Origin of the sequence: Acrocarpospora corrugata, assembly GCF_009687845.1 — a bacterium.
Lineage (GTDB): Bacteria > Actinomycetota > Actinomycetes > Streptosporangiales > Streptosporangiaceae > Acrocarpospora > Acrocarpospora corrugata.
This window is the reverse complement of record NZ_BLAD01000080.1, coordinates 1-18,932: the sequence shown is the minus strand read 5'-3', so window position 1 is coordinate 18,932 and position 18,932 is coordinate 1. Positions and strand designations below refer to the sequence as shown.

Below are 18,932 nucleotides of genomic sequence, written 5' to 3'. Positions count from 1 at the left end.
TCCTGATCACGATCTCATGCGGGACACCAGGCCGGTGTCGTAGTCCCCGCTGACGAACTCGGGGTGGTCCAGCAGTTCCGCGCAGAACGGCAGGTTGTTCTTGGGGCCTTCGAGCGCGAACGAGGCCACCGCGACGCGGGCCCGGTCCAGGGCTGCTGCGCGGGTCTGGCCGTACACACAGAGTTTGGCCATCAGCGGGTCGTAGAAGGGTGTCACCGTGTTGCCCTCGACGTAGCCGGAGTCGACCCGGACGCCCTCGCCGGTCGGCTCCTTCCACACGGTGATCTGGCCGGGGCCGGGGAAGAACCGCTTCGGGTCCTCCGCGTAGACCCGGAACTCGATGGCGTGGCCGGACGGCGTGGCGTCGATCCGCAGGTCCTCGCCCGCCGCGATGCGCAGTTGGGCCTCGACCAGGTCCACGCCGGTGACGAGTTCGGTGACCGGGTGCTCGACCTGGAGGCGGGTGTTCATCTCCAGGAACACGAAGTCCTGCGCGTCGGCGTCGACCAGGCACTCGACCGTGCCGGCGCCCCGGTAGCCGACCGCCTCGCCGGTCCGGACGGCCGCCGCCAGCATGCGGGCGCGCAGCTCGGGGGTGATGCCGGGCGACGGGGACTCCTCGACGACCTTCTGGTGCCGCCGCTGGACCGAGCAGTCCCGCTCGCCCAGCGCGATCACGGTGCCGTCGGCCAGGCCGAGGATCTGGACCTCGACGTGGCGGGCCCGCTCGATATAGCGCTCCAGCAGGATGGCGGGGCTGCCGCCGAACCTGGCCGCCGCCCGGGAGGCCTGCTCGAAGGCCTTGGCCAGGGACGCCTCGTCGTAGGCGACGCCCATGCCGATGCCGCCGCCGCCCCCGGCGGTCTTCACCATGACCGGGTAGCCGATCCGCTCGGCGGCGGCCGCGGCCGCGCCTGGCTCGGTCACCGGCTCGCGGGTGCCCGCGGCCACCGGGACCCCGGCGGCCTCCATCAGGTTCCGCGCGTTGATTTTGTCGCCCATCCGGCGGATCGCGTCCGGCGACGGGCCGATCCAGGTGAGGCCGGCGTCCAGGACCGCCTGCGCGAAGTCCGCGTTCTCGGAGAAGAAGCCGTAGCCGGGATGGATCGCCTGCACGCCCGAGTCCCGCGCGGCCTGTAGGACCTTGTCCTGGTCCAGGTAGCTCTGCGCGGGATTGGCCGGGCCGATCAGGATGGCCTGGTCGGCTTCGAGCACGAACGGCAGTTCGGCGTCGGCCTCCGAGTACACGGCGACGGCCCGCAGGCCCAGGCCGCGGACGGTCCGGCTGATCCGGCGCGCGATCTCACCACGATTGGCGATCAGTACAGAGTCGAACACGCAGCCAACCCTACGGGCAGTGCCTGTTGTCAGCCGTACATCGCAAACCACCGATCACCCGGCCTGGAACTGTAGGAAACCCACAATTGGGCTCCTCAGAGGCGGTTCACCGGGGCGAGGCGGTCGACCACTCGGGCCATCGCGGCCACGACCTCCTGGTCGTACTCACTGCCGCCGTCCAGGCGGAGCCGTTCCAGCGCGGCGGCGGCCCGATCCCGGTCGGTGGAGCCGCTGACGAGATCATCGTAGGCGTTCGCGGCCTTGATGATCCTACTGGCCGCCGGGGGGTTCTTCTCCAACCCCTCACACTGCCGCCTGACGATCTCGGCGACCCGGCCGAGCACGCCGGTCTCCCTGATCACCTCCGCGCCCAGCGCGGCGATCCGGTGCGCCTGGTCGGCGTCGGTGAGCACGGTCGCGCCGCCCGGGATCGGGTCGCTCAGCGAGAGCTGGCCGATGTCGTGCATGAGCGCCGCGTACTCCAGCTCCAGCAGCTCCGGCTCGGCCATGCCGCGCTCCCGGCCGACCGCCACCGCCAGCCGGCTGACCCGGCGCGAGTGGCCGGGCTCGACGTAGCCGCCGACCTCGGTGACCCGGGCCAGCGCCCGGATGGTCTGCAGGTAGGTGGCCCTGATCCCGGCGTACTTGCGGAAGGCCACCTGGGTGACCAGCAGTGGGGCCGCGAACGCCAGCAGCGCGGTCATGTCCATGCTGTGCGAGGCCAGCGCCAGCAGGATCCCGGACGCGGCCACCGCCGCCCCCAGCGGCGCGGCCATCCTGGTCTCGTCCCGTACGGCCACGCCGAACGCGGTGCGCACCTGCTCGGCCCGGAGCATCGACGCGATCACCACGTCGGCCGCCAGCATCAGCCCGATCAGCACGGTCATCACGCCCAGCGCCGCCCACCAGCCCTCCCCCGGCTCCGGCCGGAGCACGTCGGCCAGCGGCCGGAACGCGAAGGCCAGCAGCGAGCCGGAGAACAGCCGCCTGGCGATCGCGTCCAGCCGGGGCGCGCGGCCGACCGCCAGATGCGGCAGCCCGCCCGCGATCATGCCGACGGCCATCACCGCGACCACCTGGAGCGCCGAGTGGGTGGCGGGCTGCCCGCCGACGTCCAGCAGGAGCGCGTAGCCGAGCGCGGCGGCGGTGCTGATCGGGGCCACCTCGCGGTTGCCCGGCATGGTCAGCCTGGCCAGCTCGCCGGCCGCGATCAGCGCGCCGAAGCCGATGGCCACCGGCGCGCCGACCAGCCCGACGGCGGCGGTGTAGGCGATCCCGGCGATGGTCAGCAACCCGGCCGCGCAGATCAGCAGCAGCTGGCCGGAGTCGAGTTTCTGGATGCCGCTCTGCGCGCCGTGGACGCCGCGGCCGGTCACCGTCATCGCTCCGACACCACCTGGATCGGCGTGGTCGGGTCGTCGTGGTCCTTCGCGGCCGACTCCCTGGCCAGGTCCGCGGGTTCCGGCTTGGTGCGCGGCGGCTGCCAGCCGTCCCGGTCCAGGGCCCGGATGAAGGCGCTCACCATGACCGGGTCGAACTGGGTGCCGGCGTTCTTGCGCAGCTCGCCGACGGCCTCGGGAAGCGGTTTGGCCTTGCGGTAGGAGCGGTCGGAGGTCATCGAGTCGAACGCGTCGGCGACCGCGATGATCCGGGCGAACTCCGGGATCTCGGCCCCGGCCAGGCCCATCGGGTAGCCGCGGCCGTCGTACTTCTCGTGGTGGTGCATGATGCCGGCGAACGCCTCGTCCAGGAAGTCGATGCCGCGGACGATCTCCAGGCCGCGCATCGGGTGCAGCTGGATGGCGGCGAACTCCTCCTCGGTGAGGGTGCCGTCCTTCTGCAGGACCTTGGTGGGCACGCCGAGTTTGCCGACGTCGTGCAGCATGCCCGCGTAGCGGATGGCGTTGAGCCGCTCGGTGCCCATCCGGATCTCCTCGGCGATCATCGAGGAGGCCAGCGAGACCCGGGTGCAGTGGCCCCGGGTGTAGTAGTCCTTGGTCTCCACCGCCTGGCAGAGCGCGGCGATGGTCGCCTCGTACGAGCGCTGCTGCGCGTGGTACTGCCCGAACGCCCACCGGGCCACGAACAGCGGCAGCAGCACCAGCACGGCGGAGATCGACTGCACGGTGGCCCACAACCCGGCGATCAGCACCCCGAACGTCGCGTACCCGCAGTACGAGACGAGGAACTGCACCATGTTGCGGACCGGGACCTGCCGTTTGCCGACCCCTTCGGCCAGCGCCAGGATGAGCGCGGTCAGCAGGAAGTTCATCGCCACGAAGACCCCGGTGGCCGCCCCGTAGGGCAGGATGATCTCCGGAAAGTCCGTCTTCTCCGGCAGCCCGACCGTGCCGCCCGCCCACCCGTACGCGAGCCCGGCCGCGTATCCGGACACCGCGAACTGGGCGCCGTTGAACAGCCGTTTCACCATCGGCAGGCCCGGCCGCACGCTGAGCACCGCGGTGGCCGCGACCAGGGCCGCGCCCTGCGGCCCGACCAGCACCACCGCGGCCAGCGCGGCCGAGAAGCTGACCGACACCGCCGCCTGCCGCACGCTCAGCAGGGTGGGAACGGACTCGCACACCAGGAACAGCAGCGCGAGCACCAGCAGCGTCGACCACTCCAGGCGGTCGTAGGCCAGTGCGCTGCGGGCGAGCAGCACTCCGGCGGCCCCGATGAGAACGACGAAGTAGACCTTGGCAGGCCACGGTAGTTCCCGCAATGCGGCCATCCCTCACGAAGGCGCGTGCTCAGGTCCAGGAGATTCCCGGGTGCGCTGTTGACATGCGCTGCCTCCACTCGATTCGCCACTCAGGCTACAGAAATCAACGTGCCTGGTCAGGGATGTCGGCGAACCGCCGCCAAAACGTAATCAAGCAATCACTTTCCGTGGTTGCGCACCCAGTCCACCGTGATCTTCAAGCCGGTGCGGAGGTCGGTTCTGGGCTGCCAGCCGAGGCCGTCCCTGGCGGGGGCGGGGTCGACGGCCATGGCGGGGAGGTCGCCGAGGCGGGCCGGGGCCAGGGCAGGCAGGTCGGGCGCGCCGGCCGCGGCGGCGATGAGCGTGTGCAGGTCGCGGTCGGTGGTCTGGAGGCCGGTGCCGAGGTTGAACCGCCGGCCGTCGCCGCGGGGGCCGCAGGCGCGGGCGAAGCCGTCCACCACGTCCTCCACGAAGATGTAGTCGCGGGTCTGGCCGCCGTCGCCGAACAGCACGGTGGGGCGGCCGGTGAGGAGCGCGTCGGTGAAGATGGCGACGACGCCGGCTTCGCCTTCGGGGGATTGGCGGGGGCCGTAGACGTTGGAGAGGACGAGGGTGGTGTATTCGAGGCCGTGCAGGGCGCGGTAAGAGGACAGGTAGGTTTCGGCGCTCAGTTTGCTGGCGGCGTAGGGCGAGCGGGGGTCGAGGGCCGCGTCGGCGGGTACGGGGATCTTGGCGGGGGTGCCGTACACGGCCACGGAAGACGCGAACACGACCTTGCGAACACCGGACCTGCGTGCGGACTCCAGAACGTTGACCGTGCCCTGCACGTTCACCTGTGCGTCCAACACCGGGTCGGCCACGCTCCGCCGTACCGAGATCTGGGCGGCCAGGTGGCAGACCACCTCGACGTTTTTCGCGACCTCGGCCAGTGCCGGGTCACGCACGTCCAGTCCGTGCAACGGCGCGTCCACGTTGCGGTGAGTCCCGGACGACAGATCGTCCACGACCAGCACCTCGTGCCCGTCCACCAGCAGCCGATCCACCAGCGTCGAGCCGATGAAACCCGCGCCGCCGGTGACCAGGATCCGCATGGGCACCGATCCTAGGTCACTCGACCAGTTCGGCGCGGACCTCGTCGATTCTGGTGCGGATCCTGGCGCGGAGGTCGTCCGGCACCGGGTCACAGCCGCAGTGTTTGGCGACCAGCTGCTTCACGACCTTGTCCAGGCCGTATTCGCGCAGGCACGGGCTGCACTCGTCGAGATGCTGCCTGATGTCGTCGCATCCGGCGTCGTCCAGCTCCCCGTCCAGGTAGCTGTACACGCGGTCCAGCACGTCACTGCAGTCCGTGTCGTGGTGGTCGCCACAGCTCATGCCTCGTCCTCCGATCGCACAAGCCCGCGCTCGCGCGCGTAATCCTCCAGTTGCGACCGCAGCTGCCTGCGACCGCGGTGCAGACGCGACATCACGGTCCCGATAGGGGTCCCCATGATGTCGGCGATCTCCTTGTACGGGAAGCCCTCTACATCAGCCAGATATACCGCGATACGGAACTCTTCCGGCAGGGCCGCCAGAGCGTCCTTCACATCGCTGTCGGGCAGATGTTCCAGCGCCTCGATCTCGGCCGACTTGAGCCCGCTGGAGGTGTGCGACTCCGCCCGCGCGAGCTGCCAGTCCTCGATCTCCTCGGTCCCGGCCTGCTTCGGTTCCCGCTGCTTCTTGCGGTAACTGTTGATGAAGGTGTTCGTCAGGATGCGGTAGAGCCAGGCCTTCAGGTTGGTGCCCACCTGGAACTGGTGGAACGAACCGAAGGCCTTCGCGAAGGTCTCCTGCAGGAGATCCTCCGCGTCGGCGGGATTTCGGGTCATCCGGAGCGCGGCAGAATAAAGCTGGTCCAAATACGGCATGACATCCCGCTCGAACCGCTCACTGCGCTGCTCCAGAGTCTCCTCGGCTGTCTTGGAGACCGGACCCACCCCCTCAAGGACGTCTAACGCCCTTGAGAATACCGGCACGGTATCGGCAGCCTGTGAAGGCCTCACCAGCAACGCGTTCATGCTCGTCTGTAACCGGGCAGGCGTAGAGTCTGTTCCCGTGGAAAGGTACACACGGCCAAGTTCGGGGAAAAAGCTACGTACCGGCTGGTAGCCCGGAAACCAAACGTCCAGGAGCCGCGTGTGCTGCCCATTCCGGCCACCCAATCCAACGGCACGGGAACTCTCGGGCCGTACTGGACCTTTTACCACGCGGTCGTCGCCGAGCAGCTGCGGCGCTGGCTGCCGGACCGGCCGTCCCTGCTGCTGGATCTGTCCGGCGGGCGCGGGCGCTGGCCCGCCCAGGCGGCGCGGGCCGGGCACCGGGTGGTGGAACTGGTGGACTTCCGCCGCAACGGCGAGCCCTGGCTGCGGGAGGCGTCCGACCTGATCCACAAGGTCCGGGCCGACGACCTGAGCTTCCTGCCGGACGAATCGGTGGACGCCGTGGTCGCCGAGGAGCGCGCGCTCTCCATGGAGATCATGGCCGAGTCCGCGCTGGCCGACGTGGCCCGGGTGCTCAAGCCCGGCGGGCGGGCCCTGGTCTGCGTGGACTCGCTGGTGCTGGGCATGGCGATCCTAGCCGAGCAGAACTACTGGGCGCACCTGTGCCAGACCGGCGAGGTCATGCTGGTGCCCTGGCCGGACGGCAACATCACCCGCTGCTTCACCAGCCTCCAGCTGCGCGAGGTGCTCACCGACGCGGGCCTGGAGGTCGAGTGGGTGCGCCCGCGCACGGTGCTGTCACCGTCCACGGTCGACCACGTCCTCGGCGCCGACGGCCGCTCCCTGTCCTGGCTGGTACGGACCGAGCTGGACGCGCATCCGGACGACGACGACACGGTCGGCATCCACCTGGTGGCCAGCGCCCGCAAGCCCGGCTAGCGGCGGCGCTCCACCCTGGCCTGGCAGTTCACGCAGCGGGCGGCCTCAGGACGCGCCTCAAGCCGCCCCTCGGGGACGATCTTGCCGCAGTCCACGCAGCGGCCGTACCCGCCCTCGTCCAGGCGTTTCAGCGCGGCCAGCACGGCCGTACGCTGCCGGGTGGCGACGTCGATCATCGCCCGGTTCCGGTCCGCGTCCGTCAGGTCGGCCCCCGCGTCGGCGGCCGACCGCTCCCGCACCGAGACCGGGTCGCCGGTCAGCACTCCGATCGAGCGGTCCAGTTCTTCGAGCATGCTCTCCAGGCGCATACGCGCGGTCGCGTCGTTCACGAACCCGCACCTCCGGGAAAATGGGGGGAAACCCCTGCCGGGGATGTCCCCCGGTCTCCCGGCAAAGGCCATTTGTTACATGCTTTCCTCACCGGATGCCCACTTGGGGGTCTTCTTACACCAGTGGGCGGTTAGAAGAGCGTGCTGGGGTCCCCGGTGTCCTGAAGTGGGTCGATGAGTTCGGGGCCGTTGTTCCTGACGTTGTTGACCGCCGTGGAGACCGGGTCCGCGACCAGTCCGGCGGCGCCGGCCGGAACCAGGAGTTCGGCGGCGTCCGTAATGCGAGGGTCAAGCCAGTCGGCCCAGTGGGCCCGGTCGATGCACATCGGGGTGCGGTCGTGGATCTCGCCCAGGTGGTCGGCGGCGGCCGTGGTGATGATCGTGCAGGTGCAGAGCCACTCGCCGCCGGGGTCCTTCCAGAACTCGTACAGACCGGCCATGGCCAGCAGGCCGCCGTCGGCGGGGTGGATGTAGTACGGCTGCTTCTTCTTGTCCGCCGTCGGCATCCACTCGAAGTAGCCGTCGGCGGGGAGCAGGCAGCGCCGGGACGCGAACGCCCGGCGGAAGGCGGGCTTCTCGGCGATCGTCTCCATCCGGGCGTTGATCAGGCGGGAGCCGATCGACGGGTCCTTGGCCCAGCTGGGGACCAGGCCCCAGCGGATCACGCGCAGTTGCCGTACCGGCTCGGTGGCGCCCTCGACCTTGGGCACCCGGCTCAGCACCGCGTACACGTCCTTGGTGGGGGCCACGTTGTAGTCGGGCTCGATCTCTTCCTCGTCGTCGAGCTCGACCTCGAACTCCTCGAGTAGATCGTGCCGATTCCGCGCCGACGCATATCTTCCGCACATTAATGAGAAACCCGTCCCATAGACAGCCGCACCACACCGACCGGACACCTCGCCGCGGCGGCTGCCCAGATCACGACTTTCTCATTAATACCCACAGCCCGCCCCACCGATAAGCTTGCCGCATGTCCGTTCCCCTGTGGCCCGCGCCGACGGTCGCCGACCCCGTGACCGCGACCGTCCGGCTGCCCGGCTCGAAGTCGGTGACCAACCGCGCGCTGCTGCTGGCCGCGCTCGCCGACGGCCCCGGGTGGGTCCGGCTGGCGCTGCGCAGCCGGGATTCCGACCTGATGACCGCCGCGCTGACCACGCTCGGCGCCCGCATGACCGCCTCCAACGAGACCGCCGCCAGCTTCGACTGGGCGTTCACCCCCGGCCCGATCACCGGCGGCGGCCACATCGAGGTCGGCCTGGCGGGCACGGTGATGCGCTTCGTTCCCCCGATGGCCGCGCTGGCCGACGGCGAGGTCTCCTTCGACGGCGACCCGCCCGCCCGCAAACGCCCGATGGGCGCCATCCTGTCCGCGCTGCGCACCCTCGGCGCGCAGGCCGGCCCCGACACCCTGCCCTTCACCGTCCGGGGCCCGCTGACCGGCGGCGAAGTCGTCCTGGACGCCTCGGGTTCGTCCCAGTTCGTCTCCGGCCTGCTGCTGACCGCCGCCCGTTTCGAGAAGGGCATCACGGTCCGGCACGTCGGCCCGCCGGTGCCCTCGATGCCGCACATCGCGATGACCGTCCAGATGCTGCGCGCCCGCGGCGTCGAGGTGGACGACAGCGAACCCGACCTCTGGCGGGTGGCCCCCGGCCCGATCGCGGCCACCGACTTCACGGTGGAGCCCGACCTGTCCAACGCGGCCCCCTTCTTCGCGGCCGCGATGGTCACCGGCGGCGCGGTGACCGTGCCCGACTGGCCCGCCGAGACCACCCAGCCAGGAGACCACCTGCGCCGGCTGCTGGCCGAGATGGGCGCCCAGGTGAACCTGGTGCCCGGTGGCCTCGAAGTGCGCGGCACCGGGACGATCACCGGCCTCGACGCCGATCTGCGCGCGGCGTCCGAGCTGGCGCCGACGCTGGCCGCCCTGGCGGCGCTGGCCGACTCGCCGTCCCGGCTGCGCGGCATCGGCCACATCCGCGGCCACGAGACCGACCGGCTGGCCGCGCTGGTGGCCGAGATCAACCGCCTCGGCGGCGACGCCAACGAGACCGAGGACGGCCTGGAGATCCGGCCGCGCCCGCTCACCGGGGGCGTCTTCCACTCCTACGAGGACCACCGGATGGCCACCGCGGGCGCGGTGCTCGGCCTGGTGGTCCCGGGCGTCGAGGTCGAGGACATCGCCACCACGCGCAAGACCCTGCCGGAGTTCCCCCGGATGTGGGCGCGAATGCTCGGAGACCTCTCCTGAGGAAAAGGGAATACGACGAGGACGACGTCAGGATCCGCCCAGGGAAGGGCTCCCGCCCGCGGACCCGGCTCCGCCCTGCCCACGAGGAGGCCGTCGAAGGCTTCGTGGTGGCCGTCGACCGGGGCCGCATCACCTGCCTGATCGGGCCCGACATCCCGGCCCTGCCGCCCCTGGTGGACGACGGCGAGGCGCCGATCCCGCGCCGCCGGAGCGCCGGCACCGCCGTCGTGGTGGCCATGAAGGCGCGCGAGCTCGGCCGCAAGGGCATCGTCGTCGGCGACCTGGTCGCGCTGGTCGGCGACGTGTCGGGCCGGCCGGACACGCTGGCCAGGATCGTCCGCAGGGAAGCCCGCCGGTCCATGCTGCGCCGCAGCGCGGACGACAACGACGAGGTCGAGCGCCCGATCGTGGCCAACGCCGACCAGCTCGTCATCGTCACCGCGCTGGCCGACCCGGAGCCGCGGCCGCGGATGATCGACCGGATGCTGGTGGCCGCCTTCGACGCCGACATCGAACCGCTGCTCTGCCTCACCAAGGCCGACCTCGCCTCGCCGGACTCGCTGGTCGCGCAGTATGAGCCGCTCGGCGTGCCGTACCTGGTGGTGCGGCGGGGCGGAGATCTGAGCGAGGTGCGCGACCATCTCGTCAACCGGGTCAGCGTGCTCGTCGGGCATTCGGGCGTCGGCAAGTCCACCCTGGTCAACGCGCTGGTGCCGACCGCCGCGCGGGCGGTGTCCGACGTGAACGCGGTCACCGGGCGCGGGCGGCACACCTCCACCTCCGCCGTCGCGCTGGAACTGCCCGAGGGCGGCTGGATCATCGACACGCCCGGGGTGCGCAGCTTCGGACTCGGCCACGTGGAGATGGAGAACGTCCTGGTGGCCTTCCCCGACTTCAACGAGGCCGCCGTCAACTGCCCGAAGGGCTGCAACCATCTGGGCGAGGACTGCGCGCTGAACGCCTTCGTGGCCGAGGGAAACGCCGAACCGGCCCGCCTCGAATCACTGCGCCGGCTGCTGCTCAGCCGGGAGGGCAACGCCGAGGAGTAACTACCGGCGCGTAGCATTTGGACCGATCCCAGTCCTGATGCACCCCGTGTAGACGCGATAGCGTTGTGTCCCGTGATGGGATACAGCGACGACCTGCGCCTCGCGCATGTGATGGCGGACGCCGCCGATGACATCACCATGCGCCGCTTCAAAGCCGTCGACCTCAAAATCGACACCAAACCCGACCTCACCCCGGTCAGCGACGCCGACCGCGCGGTCGAGGAGTCCATCCGCGGCACCCTGCGCCGGGCCCGCCCCCGCGACGCCGTCGTCGGCGAGGAGTTCGGCAAGACCGGGTACGGCATACGCTCCTGGGTCATCGACCCCATCGACGGCACCAAGAACTACGTCCGCGGCGTCCCGGTCTGGGCCACCCTGATCGCCCTGATGGACGAGGGCAAGGTCGTCGTCGGCGTGGTCTCCGCGCCCGCGCTGCAACGCCGCTGGTGGGCCGCGAAGGAGGGCGGCGCCTGGACCGGCCGCAGCCTGACCAAGGCCACCCGCTGCCAGGTCTCCTCGGTGCGCCGCCTGGACGACGCCTCGGCGTCCTTCTCCGACCTGCACGAATGGGAGCAGGCGGGCAAGCTCGAAAACTTTCTCGACCTGAACCGCGCCATCTGGCGGAGCCGCGGCTACGGCGACTTCTGGTCGCACGTGATGGTCGCCGAGGGCGCGGTGGACATCTCCGCGGAACCCGAGCTCTCGCCCTGGGACATGGCCGCCATCACGGTGATCGTGGAGGAAGCGGGCGGCACATGCACCGGGGTGAACGGCGCCTCCCCTCTCGAAGCGGGCAACCTGGTGTGCACCAACGGCCTGCTCCACGGTGAAGTGCTCAAACGCCTCGGTGGCTGATCAGTAACGGCTGATCTAGTAGACGCGGCCCGCGAACAGGTCGGCCCACATCTGCTCGGCGCGCACCGCCAGCATGCGCTCGGTCTCCTCCATCGCGCCGTTCGTCAGAGTCGTCCGCCGGATGAAGTACTGCCCGGCCGCGCCGACGAATTCGTACACCACCCCACGGCACGAGCACGAATGGGCCCTGACACGTTCCCGATCCGTCCACCGGATTCCGGGACGCCAGCTGAGCGCTTTGGCGTCCGGCTCCGGCCGACTCGGCACGTGCGGGCCGTGATAGCTGGTCATGACCTTTCCACGCGGGCCTGTTCTGATGAGTGCGTCCATACCCGCGATCCTCATCAGGGGGTGCGGACCGGAGGAATACGCGACCACGATCAGCAATCGCACTATTCGTGAGACGAATTCCTGCGTGACGCCGGGAATGGGGGTAACTTACCGTCATGGGTCATGACGGAAACGGTCTACAGCCCGAATTCTGGGCCCGCCCCCGGGTCGCCACCGCACTCGCGGAATGCGACATGGCGGCACTTCTCGACGAGGTCCGCTCCGCCCACGGGTGGACCCAGAGCCAGCTCGCCCACGCGGTCGGCTACTCGCAAAGCTGGGTGTCCAAGATCCTGCGCGGGCAGCAGATGCTCTCGGTCGACCAGATCAGGGACATCGCCAGGACGCTCGGCGTCCCCCAGTACCTACTCAGGATTGGCGACCGGGGAGGTGAGGATCCCACGAAACGCCGCGACTTCAGCAAGGTAGCCTTCCTGGCCGCGCTGCCGGTGGCGCCGTCCATCTCCTACCGGGCCGCCGACGAGACCACCGCCTCCTCGCTCGCCGCGATCACCGGCGCGCAGCGCAGGCTGGAATCCGACACGCCCGCGCGCGAGCTGGCCAGGGGCGCGGTCGCGCACGTGGAGCTGACCAAGCGCGCGCTGGCCCGGTCGGCGGAGACGCCGTTCGCGGTCGAGGTGTGCCCCACGGTCAGCGAGGCCGCCGGGTTCGCCGCCTGGCTGCACGCCGACATGCAGGACATCGGCACCGCCCGGATGTTCTACCGGTTCGCGGTGGACTCGGCGCGCCGGGCCGAGCACGGGCTGCTTGAGGCGTACATGCTGGGCAGCCTGGCCGCCTTCGAGATCGACCACGACGACCCGCAGCTGGGCCTGTCCATGGTCGCCCAGGCGCGGGCGCAGACCGGCTCGCACCCGCCGCCGACCGCGCGGGCCTGGCTGTCCTGCATCGAGGCGCTCGGCCACGCGGCCCGCCACGACGTGCACGGCGCGCTGCGCTGCTTACGCGAGGCGGAGCTGGCCGTGGCCGCCAGCGAGCGGGCCGAGTCGCCCCCGTGGCCCTGGGTGTTCCCCTTCGATCCCGGCAAACTGGCCGGCTACCGGGCGCTGGTGATGGTCCGGCTCGGCCGCCCCCAGGACGCCGTCGCCGCCTTCGCCGAATCCCTGGTGTCGGTACGGCCCGCCGCCAAACAGCAGGCCCTGCTGATGCTGGAGATCGCGACCGCCCGGCGAATGGCCGGCGAAGTGGACGAAGCGTTCACACTCGCCCAAGAAGCCCTCAAAGCGGGCGTCGTCTATTCCTCCGAGCGTGTTCTCCAGCGCGTTCGGCGGTTCCGGCGCGACTACGAGGGCCCGCCATCCCTGCTGGTCCGCGAATTCGACGACCGGCTCAGATCAACCGCCGTCTGACTGGCGGGGCGTGCCGACGCCCCGCCTCGAATCCCCTATCTCAGATGAACATCCATGGCGTGACCTGCTCGTAATCTGCAGTGAGATGACCGGGCCCGTTCATTATGCGTTCACCTTTGCCTGGGGAATAGGTCACCTTGGCTGCTTAGCGTCCTACCCGTTGATGAAACAAATGGGAGGACGAAGACCGTGAAGTATGCAGGTCGACTCGCCGCGGTGACGCTCGCCGGCGTGCTCTCGCTCGCTGCATGTGGCGGCGGCGAAACGGGCACTACGGCCGACCCCGGCGCCGAAGCTACCTCGGGCGCGGAAAGTGCGCCCGCCGCCGCCGCGCTCGCCGGCGAAATCAAGATCGATGGCTCGAGCACGGTGGCCCCGCTGATCCAGGTCGCCGCTGAAATCTTTGGTGAGGAGCAGCCGCAGGTCAAGCTCGCGGTCGGCACCTCCGGCACGGGCGGTGGCTTCGAGAAGTTCTGCGCCGGTGAGACCGCCATCGCCAACGCCTCCCGTCCGATCAAGGACGAGGAGAAGGCGGCCTGCACGGCCAAGGCCATCAACTTCGGCGAGCTCCGCGTCGCGACCGACGCACTCACCGTGGTCGTGCCCAAGGAGAACACCTGGGCCACCTGCCTCACCGTCGACCAGCTCAAGAAGATCTGGGAGCCGGGCGCCGAGGGCAAGGTCATGACCTGGGACCAGGTTGACCCCAAGTTCCCGAAGGAGGACCTGAAGCTCTTCGGTCCCGGCACCGACTCGGGCACCTTCGAGTACTTCACCGAAGAGATCAACGGTGAGAAGAACGTCAGCCGCAAGGACTACTCCCCGAGCGAGGACGACAACGTCATCGTGCAGGGTGTCGCCGGCGCCAAGGGTGGCCTTGGTTACTTCGGTTACACCTACTACGAGGAGAACATGGACAAGCTGACGGCCGTGCAGGTCGACTCCGGCGCCGGTTGCGTCGGGCCGAGCGCGCAGTCCGCGCAGGACGGGACCTACACCCCGCTCTCCCGGCCGCTGTTCATCTACCCGAACGTCACCGAGCTGAAGCGCCCTGAGGTCACCGCGTTCGTGGACTACCTGGTGGCCAACATCGCGACCATCGCGAAGGACGCCAAGTTCATCACGCTCAACCCCGAGCAGGAGGCCAAGCTCAAGACGGACTCCGCGTCCCTCAAGACGCAGGCCGGCTGATGGCAGCGGGCCACAACCGAGCGACCGCGCCGGGACCCAACCGGTCCCTGGCGCGGTCGCGCCCGCGTTACGGCGAGGCCGCCATCAAGGTGCTGCTCCTCGCCGCCGCGCTGGTGTCGATCGCGACCACGCTGGGCATCGTCGCCGCCCTGCTGGAGCCGACCATCGAGTTCTTCTCCGAGGTCAGCTTCGGCGAGTTCTTCGGCTCCACCTCGTGGGGCCCGCTGTTCTCGCCGCCGGCCTTCGGCGTCTGGCCGATCATCGTGGCCACCCTGGAGATCACCCTGATCGCCGTCATCGTGGCGATCCCGCTCGGCCTGGCGGCGGCGATCTACCTGTCCGAGTACGCCACCACCCGGGTCCGCAAGATCTTCAAGCCGGTGCTCGAGGTGCTCGCGGGCATCCCGACGGTGGTCTTCGGCTTCTTCGCGTTCAGCTTCGTCACTCCGCTGCTGCAGGACATCCTGCCGTTCACGCTCGACCCCAGGAACGCGCTCAGCGCGGGTCTGCTGGTCGGCGTCATGATCATCCCGATCGTGGCGTCGCTGTCCGAGGACGCCATGTCGGCGGTGCCGCGCAGCCTGCGGGAAGGTTCGTTCGCGCTCGGTGCCTCGAAGATGACGACGTCGGTCAGCGTGGTGCTGCCGGCGGCCTTCTCCGGCATCGTGGCGGCCATCATCCTGGCCATCTCCCGGGCCGCGGGCGAGACGATGATCGTGGCCATCGCGGCCGGGTTCAAGTCGATCTTCACGTTCAACCCCGGCAGCGAGATGGCGACCATGGCGGCCTTCATCGCGAGCGCCGGGTCGGGGGACGCTCCGGTGGGGTCCATCGCGTACAAGACCATCTTCGCGGTCGGGTCGTTGCTGTTCATCATGACGTTCGCGATGAACTGGTTCAGCGCCCGGATGGTGAAGAAATACCGTGAGGTGTACGAGTAATGGCACTTCTCTCGACACCGCGCTCCCAGGTTGATCTGGTCGGCAAAGGGCGCCCGATCCGCGAGCATCTGTTCCGGATCGCCCTGCTGTCCAGCCTGGCCGTCGCGCTCATCTTCCTCGGCCTGCTCCTCGCGTACACGCTGACCGAAGGCTGGCCGCGGCTGGACTCCCGCCTCTGGGAGAACTTCCCGTCGGTCCGTCGCCCGGAGACCTCCGGCGTGCTCTCCGGCATCGCCGGCACCCTGTGGATCATCGGTCTCACCGCCGTGATGGCACTCCCCACCGGCGTCCTCGCCGCGATCTACCTGGAGGAGTATGCCGACAACACCAAGTGGTACAACCGGCTGATCGAGCTCAACATTGCCAACCTGGCCGCCGTCCCGTCCATCGTGTACGGCATCCTCGGCCTCGGCATCATCGCCCGCTGGCTCGACTTCGGCTTCACGGTGATGACCGGCGCGGTCACCATCTCGCTGCTGGTGCTCCCGATCGTCATCATCTCGGCCCGGGAGGCCATCCGCGCGGTGCCGCCCTCCATCCGGGAAGGCTCCCTGGCGCTGGGGGCCACCCAGTGGCAGACGATCTACCGGCAGGTGCTGCCCGCCTCCATCCCGGGCATCGCCACCGGCTCGATCCTGGCCCTGTCCCGGGCCATCGGCGAGGCCGCCCCCTTCCTCATGCTCGGCGCGGCGACGCTGGTGCGCTTCAACCCCGACGGGGTCTGGAGCAGCTTCACCGTGCTGCCGCTGCAGATCTACAACCTCATCAGCCAGTCCCGCGAGGAGTTCCACATCCTCGCCGCGGCTGCGATCGTCGTGCTGCTCGCGATCCTGCTGCTGATGAACTCCCTCGCCATCTGGCTCCGGAACCGCTACCAGAAGCGCTGGTGACTCCTTTGAAGCACGGAACGACTCAGGCAGGCAGAGTGACCCAGCCCAACGTGACCCTCCGCGGCCCCGAGGTCCCCAACACGCCCGGCTCCCTCGACCCCGTCTTCACCGTCGAGGACCTCAGCGTCTTCTACGGCGACTACGAGGCGGTCCGGAACGTCGACATGATGATCGGCCGCCGCGAGATCACCGCCATGATCGGGCCCTCGGGCTGTGGCAAGAGCACGGTGCTGCGCTGCTTCAACCGGATGAACGACCTCATCCCCGGCGCACACATCAAGGGCAAGATCCTCTACCACGAAGAGGACCTGTACGGCGACCACGTCGACCCGATCGAAGTCCGCCGCCGCATCGGCATGGTGTTCCAGAAGCCCAACCCGTTCCCCAAGTCCATCTACGACAACGTGGCGTACGGCCCCCGGGTCAACGGCATGAAGAAGAATATGGACACCGTCGTCGAAGAGGCCCTGAACAAGGCCGCCCTCTGGGACGAGGTCAAGGACAAGCTCAAGCAGAACGCGCTCTCCCTCTCCGGCGGTCAGCAGCAGCGGCTGTGCATCGCCCGGGCCATCGCGGTCAAGCCCGAGGTCATCCTGATGGACGAGCCCTGCTCCGCGCTCGACCCCATCGCGACGACGAAGATCGAAGACCTGATGCAGGAACTGCGCCAGGAGTACACGATCCTCATCGTCACCCACAACATGCAGCAGGCAGCCCGCGTCTCCGACCGGACCGCCTTCTTCACCGCCGACGTCGACAGCGCCGGAGTCCGGCACGGGCGACTGGTCGAATTCGACCAGACCACCCGGATCTTCACCAAGCCCTCGGACAAGCGGACCGAGGACTACATCACCGGGCGCTTCGGCTGACCTTTCTCCGGACTGGCGCCGGCTCGCAGGCAGACTCGCAGGGAGGACTCGGGTGACGGCACCCGCAGTGGAGGGGGACACTCGATCGGCGCCGGTGCTTTTGGTCGCGGATCCCGACAGCGACCTGGTGCAGGCGCTGGTGTCCGAACTCCAATCCGAGGGCATAGACGTCACCGGTGTCTTCGACGGGGCGCAGGCCCTGCTTCAAGCAGGCGCCCTGCGCCCCGACGCCGTGCTGATCAGCGCCTCACTGCCCATCATCGGCCCAGTCGACTTCGTCCGCGCCGTACGGCTCGCGCGGGCGATACCCGTGCTCCTGGGCGTCGGCGAGGGGTACGCGGAACAAGCCATGGAAGCGCTCGCGGCGGGGGCCACCGCCTGCGTCGCCCGGCCCTACCGCGTCCCCGAGCTGCTGCCCCTGGTACAGGCGGCCTTCCGTCGTCAGGGAATCCAGCGAACGGTTCTCACCATCGGGGAAGTGGCCCTGGACGTCACCGCCTACCAGGTGAAAGTCGACGGGCGGGTGGTACACCTGCCCCTCCGTGAGTTCGAACTGCTGCACTACCTGATGCGAAACGCCGACCGGACCGTCACCCGGGAACAGATCATGCGCCACGTCTGGCACGCGGTCGACGCCATGTCCACCAACACCATCGCCGTCCACGTCAAACGCCTACGCGCCCGCCTCGGCGACGAGGACGACAAGCTCATCCAGACGGTACGAGGAGTCGGCTACCGCCTCGTCACCCCTTAGACCTGCGACAGAGGGCCCGGTTACCCGGGTCCTCTGTTTTCGTTACCCCGCCGGAGCCCACCCGAACGGCGTCGCGCCCTACGACGGCAGGGCCCAGGGAAGTCGTCGAAGGGGACGATCGGCCCTCCAGCTGTTGATGGGGCTCAGTCTGTTGGGCAGGTGCGGAAAGCGGTCATCAGGTATTCGGTGATGGCCTCGACCTTGGTTATGCCGGATTCGCTGGTGGGGTTGTCCTCGGTGAAGACCGAGAGGGCGAATCTGTTGGCTACGAGGCCGGCGCTGACGATGGCCCACTGGTCGTTGGCGACGTGTTTGAGCCAGCCGTTCTTGAGGGCGACGGTTTCGCCTTCGCAGGCGCCGGCGCTGATGCCCCACTTCTGTTCCGGGGCTACTTGTTCCATGAGTTTGAGGATGGTGCTGCGGTCTTTGAGGGGGCTGTCTTTGCGGGCCAGGAGCCTGAGCAGGCGGATCTGGTCGGGGGAGGTGGTCTTGGTGATGCCCCAGCAGTACAGGTCCACGCAGCGGCCGCCGATGGCGGTGGTCTGTTTCAGCTTGAAGGCTTTGTTCGCCGCGGTGAGGCCGGATTCGCGGCCGATTCGTTCCCAGAGGCGGTCGGCGGCTTTGTTGTCGCTCAGACGGATCATGATGTCGGCGTCTTTGCGGACCGAGGCCGGGAGAGATTTCCAGCGGGTTGTCCTGAGGAGGGCCATCAGGATGTTGACTTTGGCGGTGCTGGCGGTGGGGAGCTGCTCTTCGGGGCGGAAGTGGTAGACGCGGCCGGTCAGGAGGTCGGCTACTGACGCGGTGGTGCGGCCTGGGTGGGTGGCGAGGTAGCTGCGGAGGCGCTTGGTGAGCTGGGCCTGGTCGATCGGGGGGACTTGCTCGGTCTGTTCGGTGGGTACGGCGCTCAGGCCGGCGGGGAGCGATTGGTGCTGGGGGGTTGCCGCGGGGGTGGTGATGACCGTGGTGGAAGCGGGGGCGCAGGCGGTCAGGGCCAGGGTCGCTGCTGCCATCAGTTGCCTGAGCGCCATGGGGGGTGGTCTCCGGAGGGTGGGGGGTTTGGGTCCCAACTTAGTCCGGGTTTGGGCGCTGCGTCCCGTGCGCCCAGGTAAAAAGCGAAAGGCCCCAGCCATCGGGCTGGGGCCCAAC

General features: G+C 69.3%; 20 protein-coding genes. 10 read left to right on the top strand and 10 right to left on the bottom strand.

Going from position 1 to position 18,932, the window contains the following annotated elements; all coding sequences use genetic code 11:
* Window positions 1-6 precede the first annotated feature (6 nt).
* The 6 genes from Acor_RS31525 to Acor_RS31500 form a co-directional block, all read right to left on the bottom strand.
* Complete coding sequence (locus Acor_RS31525; RefSeq protein ID WP_155340416.1) at window positions 7-1,338, bottom strand: acetyl-CoA carboxylase biotin carboxylase subunit; 1,332 nt, start codon at window positions 1,336-1,338, stop codon at window positions 7-9.
* Window positions 1,339-1,433: 95 nt separating this feature from the next.
* Window positions 1,434-2,720, bottom strand: a complete 1,287-nt coding sequence (locus Acor_RS31520; protein WP_155340415.1) for an HD-GYP domain-containing protein — start codon at window positions 2,718-2,720, stop codon at window positions 1,434-1,436.
* Window positions 2,717-4,069 (bottom strand): HD-GYP domain-containing protein, encoded by a 1,353-nt coding sequence (locus tag Acor_RS31515; RefSeq protein WP_155340414.1) that lies wholly within the window; start codon window positions 4,067-4,069, stop codon window positions 2,717-2,719. Before Acor_RS31515 ends, Acor_RS31520 begins: the two co-directional genes overlap by 4 nt.
* A gap of 149 nt (window positions 4,070-4,218) precedes the next feature.
* Entirely contained in the window at window positions 4,219-5,130 is a 912-nt protein-coding gene (locus tag Acor_RS31510) for an NAD-dependent epimerase/dehydratase family protein (RefSeq protein ID WP_155340413.1), read from the bottom strand.
* A gap of 16 nt (window positions 5,131-5,146) precedes the next feature.
* Window positions 5,147-5,413, bottom strand: a complete 267-nt coding sequence (gene rsrA, locus Acor_RS31505) for a mycothiol system anti-sigma-R factor (protein WP_155340412.1) — start codon at window positions 5,411-5,413, stop codon at window positions 5,147-5,149.
* Window positions 5,410-6,015, bottom strand: coding sequence for a sigma-70 family RNA polymerase sigma factor (locus Acor_RS31500; RefSeq protein WP_155340464.1), 606 nt, complete (start codon window positions 6,013-6,015; stop codon window positions 5,410-5,412). Before Acor_RS31500 ends, rsrA begins: the two co-directional genes overlap by 4 nt.
* 201 nt (window positions 6,016-6,216) lie before the next feature.
* Between Acor_RS31500 and Acor_RS31495 the strand changes: the two genes are divergently transcribed.
* Window positions 6,217-6,957, top strand: coding sequence for a class I SAM-dependent methyltransferase (locus tag Acor_RS31495; protein ID WP_155340411.1), 741 nt, complete (start codon window positions 6,217-6,219; stop codon window positions 6,955-6,957).
* Here Acor_RS31495 and Acor_RS31490 read toward each other — a convergent pair.
* Both Acor_RS31490 and Acor_RS31485 read right to left on the bottom strand, forming a co-directional pair.
* Window positions 6,954-7,286 carry a TraR/DksA family transcriptional regulator gene (locus tag Acor_RS31490; RefSeq protein ID WP_155340410.1) on the bottom strand — a complete coding sequence of 111 codons (333 nt, stop codon included), beginning with the start codon at window positions 7,284-7,286 and terminating at the stop codon, window positions 6,954-6,956. The genes Acor_RS31495 and Acor_RS31490 overlap by 4 nt on opposite strands.
* Before the next feature lie 131 nt (window positions 7,287-7,417).
* Window positions 7,418-8,134: an SOS response-associated peptidase gene (locus tag Acor_RS31485; RefSeq protein ID WP_155340409.1), complete on the bottom strand. Its 717-nt coding sequence runs from the start codon at window positions 8,132-8,134 to the stop codon at window positions 7,418-7,420.
* Window positions 8,135-8,256: 122 nt separating this feature from the next.
* Here Acor_RS31485 and aroA point away from each other — a divergent pair, with 122 nt between their 5' ends.
* The 3 genes from aroA (at window position 8,257) to hisN (ending at window position 11,438) form a co-directional block, all read left to right on the top strand.
* Window positions 8,257-9,534 (top strand): 3-phosphoshikimate 1-carboxyvinyltransferase, encoded by a 1,278-nt coding sequence (gene aroA / locus Acor_RS31480; protein WP_155340408.1) that lies wholly within the window; start codon window positions 8,257-8,259, stop codon window positions 9,532-9,534.
* Complete coding sequence (gene rsgA, locus Acor_RS31475) at window positions 9,531-10,583, top strand: ribosome small subunit-dependent GTPase A (RefSeq protein WP_155340463.1); 1,053 nt, start codon at window positions 9,531-9,533, stop codon at window positions 10,581-10,583. The genes aroA and rsgA overlap by 4 nt, the downstream gene beginning before the upstream one ends.
* A 72-nt stretch (window positions 10,584-10,655) precedes the next feature.
* A complete protein-coding gene (hisN, locus tag Acor_RS31470) occupies window positions 10,656-11,438 on the top strand; it encodes a histidinol-phosphatase (protein WP_155340407.1) in 783 nt (260 codons plus the stop codon).
* A 15-nt stretch (window positions 11,439-11,453) separates the two neighbouring features.
* Here the strand turns inward: hisN and Acor_RS31465 are convergent, their stop codons facing one another.
* On the bottom strand, window positions 11,454-11,729 hold the full coding sequence (locus tag Acor_RS31465) for a NifB/NifX family molybdenum-iron cluster-binding protein (RefSeq protein ID WP_155340406.1): 276 nt from the start codon (window positions 11,727-11,729) through the stop codon (window positions 11,454-11,456).
* A 155-nt stretch (window positions 11,730-11,884) separates the two neighbouring features.
* On the opposite strand from Acor_RS31465, the gene Acor_RS31460 reads away from it, so the two are divergent.
* The 6 genes from Acor_RS31460 to Acor_RS31435 all read left to right on the top strand — a co-directional run bounded on the left by Acor_RS31460 (window position 11,885) and on the right by Acor_RS31435 (window position 17,783).
* Window positions 11,885-13,138 (top strand): helix-turn-helix domain-containing protein, encoded by a 1,254-nt coding sequence (locus Acor_RS31460; RefSeq protein WP_155340405.1) that lies wholly within the window; start codon window positions 11,885-11,887, stop codon window positions 13,136-13,138.
* Between the two features lie 189 nt (window positions 13,139-13,327).
* Window positions 13,328-14,329 (top strand): PstS family phosphate ABC transporter substrate-binding protein, encoded by a 1,002-nt coding sequence (locus tag Acor_RS31455; protein ID WP_218034598.1) that lies wholly within the window; start codon window positions 13,328-13,330, stop codon window positions 14,327-14,329.
* A complete protein-coding gene (gene pstC / locus Acor_RS31450; protein WP_155340404.1) occupies window positions 14,329-15,270 on the top strand; it encodes a phosphate ABC transporter permease subunit PstC in 942 nt (313 codons plus the stop codon). The genes Acor_RS31455 and pstC overlap by 1 nt, the downstream gene beginning before the upstream one ends.
* A complete protein-coding gene (gene pstA, locus Acor_RS31445) occupies window positions 15,270-16,160 on the top strand; it encodes a phosphate ABC transporter permease PstA (protein WP_155340403.1) in 891 nt (296 codons plus the stop codon). The genes pstC and pstA overlap by 1 nt, the downstream gene beginning before the upstream one ends.
* A gap of 50 nt (window positions 16,161-16,210) precedes the next feature.
* The gene (gene pstB, locus Acor_RS31440; RefSeq protein WP_218034600.1) at window positions 16,211-17,029 is read left to right on the top strand and encodes a phosphate ABC transporter ATP-binding protein PstB; all 819 of its coding nucleotides are present in this window, start codon (window positions 16,211-16,213) and stop codon (window positions 17,027-17,029) included.
* 52 nt (window positions 17,030-17,081) lie between these two features.
* On the top strand, window positions 17,082-17,783 hold the full coding sequence (locus Acor_RS31435) for a response regulator transcription factor (RefSeq protein ID WP_155340402.1): 702 nt from the start codon (window positions 17,082-17,084) through the stop codon (window positions 17,781-17,783).
* A 143-nt stretch (window positions 17,784-17,926) separates the two neighbouring features.
* On the opposite strand, the gene Acor_RS31430 is transcribed toward Acor_RS31435, so the two are convergent.
* A complete protein-coding gene (locus Acor_RS31430) occupies window positions 17,927-18,796 on the bottom strand; it encodes a serine hydrolase (protein ID WP_155340401.1) in 870 nt (289 codons plus the stop codon).
* Window positions 18,797-18,932 lie beyond the last annotated feature (136 nt).